Origin of the sequence: Tepidicella xavieri, from assembly GCF_004363315.1 — a bacterium.
Lineage (GTDB): Bacteria > Pseudomonadota > Gammaproteobacteria > Burkholderiales > Burkholderiaceae_C > Tepidicella > Tepidicella xavieri.
Window position 1 is genome coordinate 54,247 of the sequence record NZ_SNYL01000013.1, and the last position, 9,252, is coordinate 63,498.

The 9,252-nt window shown below is 64.6% G+C and carries 8 protein-coding genes; 2 read left to right on the forward strand and 6 right to left on the reverse strand.

Translation table 11 applies throughout. From position 1 onward, the window contains the following. Window positions 1-333: 333 nt before the first annotated feature. The 6 genes from DFR43_RS10740 to DFR43_RS10765 are packed head-to-tail and all read right to left on the reverse strand — an operon-like array spanning window position 334 to window position 6,799. Window positions 334-2,691, reverse strand: a complete 2,358-nt coding sequence (locus DFR43_RS10740) for a heavy metal translocating P-type ATPase (protein WP_133598514.1) — start codon at window positions 2,689-2,691, stop codon at window positions 334-336. Between the two features lie 4 nt (window positions 2,692-2,695). After that, entirely contained in the window at window positions 2,696-2,941 is a 246-nt protein-coding gene (locus DFR43_RS10745) for a DUF2933 domain-containing protein (RefSeq protein WP_062196592.1), read from the reverse strand. A 19-nt stretch (window positions 2,942-2,960) separates the two neighbouring features. Next, on the reverse strand, window positions 2,961-3,443 hold the full coding sequence (locus DFR43_RS10750; protein WP_133598516.1) for a DUF411 domain-containing protein: 483 nt from the start codon (window positions 3,441-3,443) through the stop codon (window positions 2,961-2,963). Between the two features lie 24 nt (window positions 3,444-3,467). Continuing rightward, complete coding sequence (locus DFR43_RS10755; RefSeq protein WP_164499734.1) at window positions 3,468-3,989, reverse strand: cupredoxin domain-containing protein; 522 nt, start codon at window positions 3,987-3,989, stop codon at window positions 3,468-3,470. A 54-nt stretch (window positions 3,990-4,043) separates the two neighbouring features. Next, on the reverse strand, window positions 4,044-4,961 hold the full coding sequence (locus DFR43_RS10760; RefSeq protein WP_164499733.1) for a copper resistance protein B: 918 nt from the start codon (window positions 4,959-4,961) through the stop codon (window positions 4,044-4,046). A 23-nt stretch (window positions 4,962-4,984) separates the two neighbouring features. Then, the gene (locus DFR43_RS10765; protein ID WP_133598522.1) at window positions 4,985-6,799 is read right to left on the reverse strand and encodes a copper resistance system multicopper oxidase; all 1,815 of its coding nucleotides are present in this window, start codon (window positions 6,797-6,799) and stop codon (window positions 4,985-4,987) included. A 155-nt stretch (window positions 6,800-6,954) separates the two neighbouring features. Here DFR43_RS10765 and DFR43_RS10770 point away from each other — a divergent pair, with 155 nt between their 5' ends. Both DFR43_RS10770 and DFR43_RS10775 read left to right on the forward strand, forming a co-directional pair. After that, window positions 6,955-7,638 (forward strand): heavy metal response regulator transcription factor, encoded by a 684-nt coding sequence (locus DFR43_RS10770; protein WP_133598524.1) that lies wholly within the window; start codon window positions 6,955-6,957, stop codon window positions 7,636-7,638. Next, the gene (locus DFR43_RS10775; protein ID WP_133598526.1) at window positions 7,639-9,021 is read left to right on the forward strand and encodes a heavy metal sensor histidine kinase; all 1,383 of its coding nucleotides are present in this window, start codon (window positions 7,639-7,641) and stop codon (window positions 9,019-9,021) included. The last annotated feature ends 231 nt before the right edge of the window (window positions 9,022-9,252 follow it).

A 9,252-nucleotide genomic window follows, 5' to 3' on the forward strand; every position in this document is an offset into this window, starting at 1 on the left:
TTGGTTGCTTGCTAGGCAACCCGCATGGTCACATGCGGGTCAAAGGAGCCGCCACCTTATAATAGCTCACCCGTTCAACAATCCGCGGGACATCGCCCCTGCTCACCAAGGCGGGGCGCGGACTCATCGCCACATCGGTGCAAGTGCTTATGGCGATGCCGACTGGGCGCCAAGTGCGGTATCGGTGTGAGGCGGCTCAGGTGCCGTGGTCGAGAGCATTCCAGGCCTCGATAGGGATCAGGTGTCCAACGTCGGGTGGCAACCGATACGACAGACCCAGCGATCTGGGAGTGCAACCAGCACCCACCACGGCACGCGCGACGATCCTCGTGTTCAGACAAGACGGACGCCGCGCAAACGCAGCGCATTGCCGATCACCGATGCGGAGCTGAAACTCATCGCCAGGGCGGCGATCAACGGTGAAAGCAGCCAACCGGTGAGCGGATACAGCACGCCGGCCGCAATGGGAATGCCCAGTGCGTTGTAGAGAAAGGCGAACATCAGGTTCTGCTTCATGTTGCGGACCGTGGCCACTGACAAGGCGCGCGCCACCGCAATACCGCGCAGGTCACCCTTGACGAGCGTGATCTGTGCGCTGTTCATCGCCACGTCGGTGCCGGTGCCCATGGCGATACCGACGTCGGCCTTTGCCAAGGCCGGGGCATCATTGATGCCGTCACCAGCCATCGCAACGATACGCCCCTCGCGCTGCAGCCGCTCCACCAGTTGCAGTTTGTCGGCGGGCTTGACCTCGCCATGCACCTCATCGATGCCCAAGCGCGCCGCCACGGCCTTGGCCGTGGTCAGACCGTCGCCCGTGGCCATGACGACGCGCAAGCCCTCCGCGCGCAACGACGCCAGCGCTTGCGGTGTGGTCTTCTTCACCGGGTCGGCGACGGCCAGGACTGCGGCGAGCACGCCATCGACGGCCAGATACATGACGCTGGCCCCCTCGGTGCGCAGCGCCTCCGCCCGCTCGGCCAATGGCCGCACGTCCACACCGAGCTGGTCCATCAGGGCCGTGTTGCCCAGTGCCACGGCATGTCCATCGACGCGCCCGCGCACGCCGATGCCTGAGTGCGAGTCGAACTCCTCGGCGCGTGAGAGCACCAGGCCCTGCTCGCGCGCGGCCGTGACGATGGCTTCCGCCAGCGGGTGCTCGCTGCCCTGGTCGAGGCTGGCAGCCAGTCGCAAGGCTTCGCCGGCGGTGAAGCCTTCGGCTGGGATCGTCGTCTGATAGCGCGGCCGGCCCTCGGTCAATGTACCGGTCTTGTCGACGATCAGGGTATCGACCTGGCGCATTTTCTCGATCGCGGCGGCATCGCGAAACAGCACCCCCTGCGTAGCCCCTCGCCCGGTCGCCACCATGATCGACATGGGCGTGGCCAAGCCCAGCGCGCAGGGGCAGGCGATGATCAGCACAGCCACGGCGTTGATGAGGCCAAAAACCCAGCGCGGTTCCGGCCCGAACAGGCCCCAGGCAAAAAAGGTCAGCACGGCGATGGACACCGTCGCGACCACGAAATAGCCCGCCACGACATCGGCCATGCGCTGCATCGGCGCCTTGGACCGCTGCGCCTGCGCCACCATCTGCACAATCTGGGACAGCATGGTCGCCGAGCCGACACGTTCGGCGACCATGACGAGCGCGCCACTGGTATTGAGCGTCGCACCGATGACCTTGTCGCCCACCCGCTTGGTCACGGGCAGGGACTCCCCCGTCAGCATCGATTCGTCCACAGCGCTGCTGCCCTCGATTACCGTACCATCTACCGGAACCTTTTCGCCGGGTCGAATGCGCAGCCGATCGCCGACATGGATGTGCGTCAGGGGCACGTCCTCTTCCGTGCCATCGTCGCGAAGGCGCCGGGCGGTCTTGGGGGCCAGTCCGAGCAAGGACTTGATGGCGGCCGAGGTCTGCGAACGCGCCTTGAGTTCCAGTACCTGCCCCAGCAGGGTCAGGGAAATGATCACCGCCGCCGCCTCGAAGTACACCGCGACCCGTCCCATGGACACGAACGAGTCCGGGAACAGTTGTGGGGCCACGGTCGCCGCCACGCTGTAGACGAACGCCGCCCCGGTGCCCAGCCCGATCAGGGTCCACATGTTCGGGCTGCGATGGACCACGGACTGCCAGCCGCGCACGAAGAACGGCCGACCCGCCCACAGGACGATGGGCAGGGACAGAACGAGTTCGATCCAGGTCTGTGTGCGCGCCTCGAACCAATGCAACTGGTGGCCGAACATGGCAAGCACAGTGACCATGACGGTCAGCGGCAGGGTGCACCAGAAGCGGCGCTGGAAATCGCGCAGCTCGGGACTCTCTTCTCCTTCGAGATCGGGCAGCACCGGCTCCAGCGCCATGCCGCACTTCGGACAATGACCGGGGTGATCCTGCCGGATCTCGGGGTGCATGGGGCAGGTGTAGATGGTTCCTGCGGCCAGCGCCGGCGCTTCGACAGGCGAAGGCGCGTGGCCGCTGTGGGCATAGCGCGCCGGTTCGGCGACGAACTTCGCCCGGCACCGGGCGCTGCAGAAATAAAAGCGCCGGCCTGCGTGTTCGACGTGGTGCTCGGACTGCGCGGTCACGTCCATGCCGCAGACAGGGTCCTTCAGACCTTCGGCCCGCTGCTGTGCGCTCGGGTGGTCGTGGGTGTGTCGGCGGTGGTCGTGCGCAGATCGCAGGTCCATGGCTTCAGGCCTCTTTGTCGGGGCGGTTGTCGGGCAGTGCGCCATGCCTGCCGTGGCCATGCAGCAGGTGCATCAGCGGGCACGCCAGCAGCAACAGGTACACCCAATTGCCTGCGACATGGCTCCAGTGCTCGCGCAGCAGGTAGAAGCCGCCGATGAGGGCCACCATCAGCAACGCGATCCTGACACGCCGGCTCAGGCCGGACGAGCCACGCGTGTCGGGGTGGTGATCATGATGCGTCGCGCTCATCGCCGGGTGAGGGGTTTCTTCATGGATGGGAACTGAACACTTGTGCCGACCCGTCTTTCCCAACCAGCAAGACCTGGTAGGCATCACGTCGGCCGCCATACACCGGCCCGTCCATGCCGGGTGAACCAATGGGCATGCCCGGCACCGCCAAGCCCAGGGCTTGGGGCTTTTCCTTGAGCAGCCGCTGGATGTCCGTGGCGGGTACGTGGCCTTCGATCACATAGCCCTGGATCAGGGCCGTATGGCAGGAACCGAATTTCTGCGGCATCCCGAGGCGAGCGCGGGCCGCGCCGTTGCCCTGGTCGACGGCATTCACGCGGAATCCGCTTTTCTCCAGGTGGGCAATCCAGTCCTTGCAACACCCACAGTTCGGGTCCTTCCACACCTGCACGGCAAGCGTCTGCGGTGCGGCGGCTGGTGCCAGGGAGGGAAGACTCAGCGCAAGCACCGCCAGCAGCAGCCTGCGCCGCCGGGGGAACGGTTGATCACCGGTTTGGTGCATGACAAGGACTCCCGGTGATGCTGCTTACTCGACGACGATCTTGCCCGCCATGCCCGCTTCCATATGGCCGGGGACGAGGCAAGCGAAGTCCACCGTACCGGGCCGATCGAACTGCCAGACCAGCCCGCCGCGCTGGCCAGGCTGGAGCGTCACCATGTTGGGCTCGGCATGCTGCATCTGGGGCATCTTGCGCATCATCTCAGCGTGTTCTTTGAGCTCCTGCAAGGAGCCGACCACCATTTCGTGCGGCACCTTGCCCGCGTTTTTGACAAAGAAGCGGATCGTCTCGCCCTTTTTGACCGTGATGGTGGCGGGCGTGAACCGCATCGTGTCGTCCATGACCACCTCGATGGTGCGGTCGACCTTGGCGGGATCGCCTGGCTTGCCGACGTTGGAGTGTGATGCGCCACCGTGCATCGAACCGTGCATGCCGTGCATGCCCTGCATGTCATGCCCGGCCATGCCATGGCCGCCCTGATGGCCCCCACCGGCCAGCGCCAACACAGGCAAGGCGGCCAGCATCAAAACGCTCAGGGTTTTCTTCATCATCGGTTTCTCCTTAGGGTTGGTGAATAAGATCGGAGTTGCGCGTGGCGGCTTCTAGAACCACAGCCGCACACCCGCCACATAACGCGTTTCCCGGGTACGCTGTCCTTCGGCGCGCGCAAAATCGGCGGTCTGTCCGAACTTGCCAGCCCATTCGACGCCGACGTAGGGCGCGAACTGGCGCGAGAACTCGTAACGCAGGCGCAGGCCTGCCGCCGCATCGGCCAGCCCACTTCCCAGGCCACGCGCTTCATCGCGCCGGCCATACAGATTGACTTCCATGCGGGGCTGCAGAATCAGGCGCTGGGTGAGCAGGAGTTCGTACTCGCCCGACAGGCGCAGTGCCGTGCGTCCCGAGCTGCCGACGTAGGCCGTGGCATCGACGTCGAACCAGTACGGGGCGAGCCCTTGGATGCCCACAGCGAGCCAAGTCCGGTCAGGGCCGGCGCCGCTGTCCAGCCGCACCCCGAGTTGGGTGTCCCAGTACGAGGCGATCGCATGGCCCCACAGGACCTCCGTGCGTGCCTCCTCCAGTTTGCCTTTGGCGACGTCACCCTCGGCCTTGAGGACCAGGCGGTCGTAGGTGCCGCCGAACCAGGCTTGCGCCTCATAGGCGGTCGCGTTCCCGTCCTTCGTGTAAACGCGCTCCAGGCGATCGAGGAGCACGCTGCCGAACGCATGTTCATCGGACAGCCGCAGTTGCCGTGGCCCGGGGAGTGCGTAAGGGCCCGACTCCAAGGTCAAGCCATTGGCATACGCGTGCGGATCGCGGGCATCGGCGGGGGCGGCTCCGCCTTGCATGCGCATGCTGCCGTGGTCCATGGTGGCGCTCGCGGGCGATTCGGCTCGCGTTGGGGCGGCAGCCGTGCCCGGGTGCCCGGCATGGCCGCCGCCTTCCATCGTTGTTTGCGCCCAGACGGGTGCCGCACCGAGCAACACCAGCGCCGCAGTGAAGAGAGAACAGGGTTTCATGGCGAATCTACTTGGGATGAGTTTCATGACACGACCACCACGCGGAACATGCCCATGTCCATGTGCAACATCAGGTGGCAGTGCCAGGCCCAACGCCCCAGGGCGTCGGCGGTCACGAGGAAGCTGACGCGCTGCGCGGGCTGCACCGGGATGGTGTGGCGACGCACCAGGAACTGCCCGTCGGGCGTTTCCACCTCGCTCCACAGCCCATGCAAATGCATCGGGTGGGTCATCATCGTGTCGTTGTGCAGGATGATGCGCACCCGCTCGCCATACTTCAGATGCACCGGCGTGCTCTTGCCGAACTCGAGGCCGTCGAGCGACCAGGTATAGCGCTCCATGTTGCCGGTGAGGTGCAGCTCGATCTCGCGCTCGGCCCCGCGAGGATCGAGAGGGCCGCCGATCGTTTTGAGGTCGGCCAGCGTCAGCACGCGCCGGCCGTTGTTGCGCAGGCCAATGCCCGGATCGTCAAGATTGGTGCGCGGCATGTCCACCCGCATATCCGTGCTTGGGCCGTATTCCGTGCGTGCGTGACGGACCGTGGCGCTGGGCTTGGCCATCGCGCCGCCTGTCATGCCATGCATCGCGTGCTGGCCGTGATCCATGGCCATCGCGCCATGGTTCATGCCGGACATGTCGTGCTTCATGCCCGGCATGCCATGCCCCATCGCGCCGTGGTCCATCGCGCCCATCATGTCGGCCATGGTGAGCCATTCGACGGGATCGAGCGCAGGCACGGCGGCGCTCAAGCCCTCGCGCACCGCGAGCGTGCCGCGGGCGAAGCCGGTTCGCTCCATCGATTGCGCGAAGATCGTGTAGGCGTCCTCTCGGGGCGTGACGATCACGTCGTAGGTCTCGCCCGGCCCGAAGCGGAACTCATCGACGGTCACGGGCTCGACGTTCTGCCCGTCGCTTTGCACCACCGTCATCTTGAGCCCCGGGATGCGCACGTCGTAGAAGGTGTTGGCCGCGCCGTTGATGAACCGCAGACGCACGCGCTCGCCCGGCCGGAACAGGCCAGTCCAATTGCCGGCAGGGGTGACGCCGTTCATCAGGTAGGTCAGTGTCGCCCCCGAGAGATCGGCCAGATCGGTCGGGTTCATCCGCATCTGGTTCCACATCGCACGCTTGTCGAGTGCGCGGGAAAGCCCCATGTCGGCGACGTCGCGGAAGAAGTCAATGGCCGTCGGCTGATTGAAGTTGTAGTAGTCGCTTTGCACCTTGAGCTTGGCGAGCACCCGCATGGGGTCTTCGTCGGTCCAGTCGGACAGCAGCACGACATGGTCGCGGTCGGCGCGGATAGGGTCTGCCTCACGCGGCTCGACGATCAAGGCCCCGTACATGCCGGTCTGCTCCTGCGTGCCGGAGTGCGAGTGATACCAGTAGGTGCCGGTTTGTTCGAGGCGAAACTGGTAGGTGAAGGTTTCGCCAGGGGCGATGCCCGGGAAACTGACCCCAGGCACCCCGTCCATCTGGTAGGGCAGGATGATCCCGTGCCAGTGGATCGAGGTGGCCTCGCGCAGGCGGTTGGTGACGCGGATGGTGACCGTGTCGCCTTCCCGAAGTTTGAGCGTCGGCGCCGGGATGGAGCCGTTGATGGTGGTCGCCATCCTTGGCCTGCCGGTGAAGTTGACCGGCGACTCGGCAGCCACCAGGTCGATGTTCGTGCCGCTGAGCACGGGCGCCGTACCCGTGCGCGTGTCGGCCAGCCCCTGCGCCGCAGCACGCACCCAGGGTGACAGGCCGACCATCACGCCGCCGGCGACCAAGCCGCGCACGAAGCGCCGCCGCGAGGGCACGGACGGCCATGGTGAATGAAACGGTCTCAAAGGTGGCATGGGATCCTCGCGATGAGTTACTGAAGTCGTGGGTGAGATGCTATGGAGCCACCCCTGTCAGGATGCTGTTCGTCCGATTACATTTTTGTTATCTTCATGTCAGGTGCACCCAAAATCGTCACACTAGCGGCTATTCGATACGGCCGAGCACCCTCATGAAGATACTGATCGTCGAAGATGAACCCAAAACGGGCGACTACCTGCGACAAGGCTTGAGCGAAGCGGGTTTCGTGGTCGATCTGGCGCAAGACGGCACGGATGGCCTGCACCTGGCCTTGCAGGGCGAGTACGACCTGGTCATCCTGGATGTGATGCTGCCCGGCCTCGACGGCTGGCAGGTACTGCAGTCCTTGCGCCATCGCGGCCTGCAGATGCCGGTGCTGTTCCTGACCGCACGCGATCAGGTGGAAGACCGGGTCAAAGGCCTTGAACTCGGTGCGGACGACTATCTGGTCAAGCCTTTCTCCTTTGCCGAATTGCTGGCCCGCGTGCGCACGATCCTGCGCCGGGGGCGCAGTGGCAACGAGAGCACCGTGCTGCGCGTGGCCGATCTCGAACTGGACCTGCTGCGCCGACGCGTTTCACGCGGCGGGCGACGAATCAGCCTGACGGCCAAAGAGTTCGGCTTGCTGGAACTGCTGATGCGCCGTCATGGCGAGGTCCTGCCCCGCTCGCTGATCGCCTCGCAGGTCTGGGACATGAATTTCGACAGCGATACCAATGTGATCGAGGTGGCCATCCGGCGCTTGCGCGCGAAGATTGATGAGGGTCATGAGGTCAAGCTGATCCACACCGTACGTGGCATGGGTTACGTATTGGAAGCACCGGAGGAGCGCTGAATGTTTCGCTCCCTGTCACTGACGACCCGGCTCACCCTCTTCTTTACGTTGGCGGCTGGGGCTGTGGTGTTTGGATTGGCCTTGTTGGTCATCGCTGCATCCGATCGGCATTTCATCGAGCTGGATCACATGGCGCTGCAGGACAAGCAGCACCTGATCGAGGATATTTTGGCGCGATCCAATTCGACCGAGGACGCCAAGTGGCTGCTGCGTGAGGCATTGAGCCACCATCACGGGCTGTACGTCAGCGTCCACGATTCGAAAGGTGAAACGCTCTTCCAGTCCGAAGGATTTCGCCTCCCGCGCGAACTGTCACCGGCGGATGAAGGCAACGGCAACGACGCGCTGATCCATTGGGCCGACGCAGGGCAGGCGTTTCGCGGGATGCGTGTCCGGGTTATTCCAGCCTATGACGCAACGACGCGGCTGGACATCCTCGTTGCCATGGACACGGCGCATCACACACGGTTCATGCTGGAGTTGCGGCGCACCCTGATGACCTATGCCGTCGTGACGATCGTCATCTGTGGCTTGCTGAGCTGGTTTGCCGCGTACAAGGGGCTGGCGCCATTGCGTGCCATGAAATCCAGAGCCACCACGCTCACGAGCCAGCGGCTGCACCAGCGCATGCCCGTCGAGGCGGTACCCATCGAAATGGCCGATCTGGCTCACGAACTCAACAAGATGCTGGACCGGCTGGAAGACGCGTTCACGCGACTGTCGGAGTTCTCGTCGAATCTGGCGCATGAGCTGCGCACCCCCCTGAGCAACCTGCTGACCCAGACCCAGGTCGCGTTGGCTACCCGGCGCGATGCCGATACCTACCGGGAGATTCTGGCTTCCAATGCCGAGGAACTGCAGCGTCTGGGCCGCATGGTGTCCGATATGCTGTTCCTGGCCAAGGCCGAACGCGGGATGATGCTGCCGAACCGGGAACGTTTCTCGGCAGCCGAGGAAACGCACGCCCTGATCGAGTTCTATGAGGCGGTCGCCGAGGAGAAGGGCGTCAGACTGGCTCAGCGTGGTGAGGGCGAGATCGTCGGTGATCGCTTGATGTTCCGCCGTGCCCTGAGCAATCTGCTTTCGAACGCGCTGCGCCACACCCCGCCACATGGCGAGGTCACGATCGAGATCAGCCAGTCTTCCCAAGCCACCCGGGTGAGCGTCGAGAACACCGGCGAGGACATCGACCCGAGGGTACTGCCGCGCCTGTTCGATCGGTTTTACCGTGCTGACCCATCGCGGTCACATCCGGAAACCGACGGCGCAGGGCTGGGATTGGCGATTACCCGCGCCATTATGCAAACCCATGGAGGATCGATCAGCGTGACGTCCGCGCAGGGCAGGACCCGGTTCTGCCTGGAGTTCCCAGGCGGAACCTGATGAGGTGAAGCAGTTGGGGCGAGCCAGCCCAAGTGCCTTTGGGGCACTTCTCGAAACCTCCCTAACCGTTGTCGCCAGTGAGCCGGCATGATGTCGCCCATGATCACCCCGCGCATCAAGCCCTCGTCTTTCTGGCGTCACCAGCCTGGCGCTGACCTGTTCGTGCAGGACCAGCGCCAAGCCAAGCTCGGCGGCTTCATCGCCAACCTGGCAGCAATGGACGAACTGATC

Coding starts and splice junctions, on each gene's coding strand:
- DFR43_RS10740 (WP_133598514.1), bottom strand. CDS start 2,691: ATGGACCTGCGATCTGCGCACGACCACCGCCGACACACCCACGACCAC.
- DFR43_RS10745 (WP_062196592.1), bottom strand. CDS start 2,941: ATGAGCGCGACGCATCATGATCACCACCCCGACACGCGTGGCTCGTCC.
- DFR43_RS10750 (WP_133598516.1), bottom strand. CDS start 3,443: ATGCACCAAACCGGTGATCAACCGTTCCCCCGGCGGCGCAGGCTGCTG.
- DFR43_RS10755 (WP_164499734.1), bottom strand. CDS start 3,989: ATGAAGAAAACCCTGAGCGTTTTGATGCTGGCCGCCTTGCCTGTGTTG.
- DFR43_RS10760 (WP_164499733.1), bottom strand. CDS start 4,961: ATGAAACCCTGTTCTCTCTTCACTGCGGCGCTGGTGTTGCTCGGTGCG.
- DFR43_RS10765 (WP_133598522.1), bottom strand. CDS start 6,799: ATGCCACCTTTGAGACCGTTTCATTCACCATGGCCGTCCGTGCCCTCG.
- DFR43_RS10770 (WP_133598524.1), top strand. CDS start 6,955: ATGAAGATACTGATCGTCGAAGATGAACCCAAAACGGGCGACTACCTG.
- DFR43_RS10775 (WP_133598526.1), top strand. CDS start 7,639: ATGTTTCGCTCCCTGTCACTGACGACCCGGCTCACCCTCTTCTTTACG.